The organism is Bifidobacterium sp. POST2/T3 (B1) (assembly GCF_058197115.1).
This window is the reverse complement of the sequence record NZ_JBVPQK010000444.1, coordinates 1-2,106: the sequence shown is the minus strand read 5'-3', so window position 1 is coordinate 2,106 and position 2,106 is coordinate 1. Positions and strand designations below refer to the sequence as shown.

General features: G+C 63.6%; 1 pseudogene. It reads right to left on the bottom strand.

Annotation, left to right across the window (positions count from 1 at the left end):
- Positions 1-2,088 (bottom strand): annotated as a pseudogene (locus tag AC0AP0_RS12605) (tetratricopeptide repeat protein); the annotation flags it as partial.
- Positions 2,089-2,106 lie beyond the last annotated feature (18 nt).

Sequence of the window (2,106 nt, the reverse complement as noted above, 5' to 3'; positions counted from 1 at the left end):
ATTCTGCGATGCGTCGTCGTCAGTCTTGTCTGCAGAGGCATCATCATTCGAGACATCCTCCTTCGATGCATCATCAGCAGTCGACTCATCCGCGTCGGAATCATTGGCTGACGACGGCGGCGTAAAGGCAGCAGAGTCAAGGTCCACGCCCTGCATGAGATCCTTGAACTCACGGTCCACGGATTCCTTTTCACCCTGATCTTCGGCCTTGTCCTCCTCGTTCCCCTCTTGCTGCTCCGGGGCCATCCGGGAGGCAATGGGCTTGGTGGGATCACCGTGCACGTCGCCATCCTTGGGATCAGCCTTGGACCCGGTGGGGGCCACCTCGCCTGAACGCATGCGCTCAAAGGCCTCAAGGGCCTGTCCCATCATGGTCCTGATAGCCGAGTTCTGCTGGTCGACAGCCTCTTCCAGACCGATGGAGTCGATCTGCAGACTGACCTCGCGCACGGACGGATCCACCCCAAAGGCCAGGGCAGCCATCATCAGCCCGACGCGCAGGTTGTAGTCAGCGCTCATGGCGGACCGCTCGCCGTCGTCCAGATCCCGCCAGGCCCGCGACTGGTCCTCATAACGGCTGGAGGGCATCATGGTGCGTCCTGCCGCTGTGAAGGCCAGAGCCACCTGTCCTTGGGCGAGGTTGGACCTGAACTCCACATCGAAGCGGAAGGGCAGCCGGAGGGATCGCATCAGCATGGACAGCGTCTGCCGGTAGACCCATTCGGATCGCACCGGCTCCTGACCCTGGCCGTCCGCTCGAACGGGCAAAGCCTGGGGAGCTTGTTGACGTACCATGACAGCGGTGGCCGCAGCCTTGTCAACCATGGCATTGATGGCGGTCTGCCCGTCGTCCTCCAGGGGGTCGAAGCGAATCGGATAGTCCCCCGGGCGCAGCAAGGCGACAATGGCAGGATCATCCAAAAGCGCCTGGTCCAGCCGGGTTGCCTGGACGCGGTTGATCGAGTCCTCGGTGGGCAGCGTTCCCAGGCGCGCATTGCGCTCCAACCAGGCGCTGACGGCGGCGAACCTGTTGAGATTGCCCTCGATGCGCAGGGCCGCAAGGGCGGCAGTGAACTCCAGCCCATTGTCCCAGCTAAGGAAGTAGGCACCAGAATAGGAGGAAGCATACAGATGCAGGGGCTCGGCCCCATGAACGGCCTCAAGACCCGAGACGGGCGATAGGGCCCCAGCCTCGCGCATCAGGTCGGCGAACAGATCCTCCAGACCGGAGACCCGCTGTCCGTGGGAGCGAGCCTGGACCATATCACCCACGCTGCGTCGGATGGCTCCCATGGGTGCCTCCCGGTTGAGCCGGTAGAAGATGTTGCCCGAGCCGAACCCGGTGAAGGTTCCCTGGATGCGCGGCAGCAGGTAGGCGGCGAAGAAAGCGATGGCCACGGCATCCCGGTACTCCAGGTCCAGGCGCATCTCAGGAGGCAGGAGCGGACGCAGCTGCTCAAGTGAATAGCGGCCATCGGATCGCAGCCAGGAGGCCAGCCACCGCATGTGGCCGGCATCGTCACGGCCTGCTACAGCACCTTGCAGGGCGTGGACCGGCCCCGAGTCCTGAGCCGGATCGCGGCCCAGCCGACGACCGTCGGCCAGGGTCACATCCTCCTCCCGGCCCAGCAAGAAGGCAGGCTCCATGTTCTGTAGGTCCATCCGGCTCTGCTCGCCGATGAAGACCCGGCCGTGGTCGTCAGCCAAAGCAATCTGGGCGAAGTGACGACGATCGGTGAAGATACCTAGCGCAAAGCCGCGGCCTGGTGCATCAGGCCATTGGACCCAGCCCAGCGTCAACCCCTCGGGCACGCCTTGCAGGCGGGGAAAAAGCCGGCGTTTGACGGCGATGCCCAAAACACGGCTGTGGGAGGCCAGAAATTCGCGCATCTGCCGATCATCTGGATGGTGCCCCGTCCGGTTGATCAGATCAACCATGTCGGCCACCGAAGAATCCAGGGGACGATCCCCGCGACTCCCAGCAGTCGGCCGAGAGGAGCCGACCAGTCCCTCCAGTGAGGAAAGAATGGAACGGCCCAGGCCGGACAGATCCCCGAACCCCCGGGACTTCTTCGCGTTCTTGGACATACCTTTGATTGTCCCAAT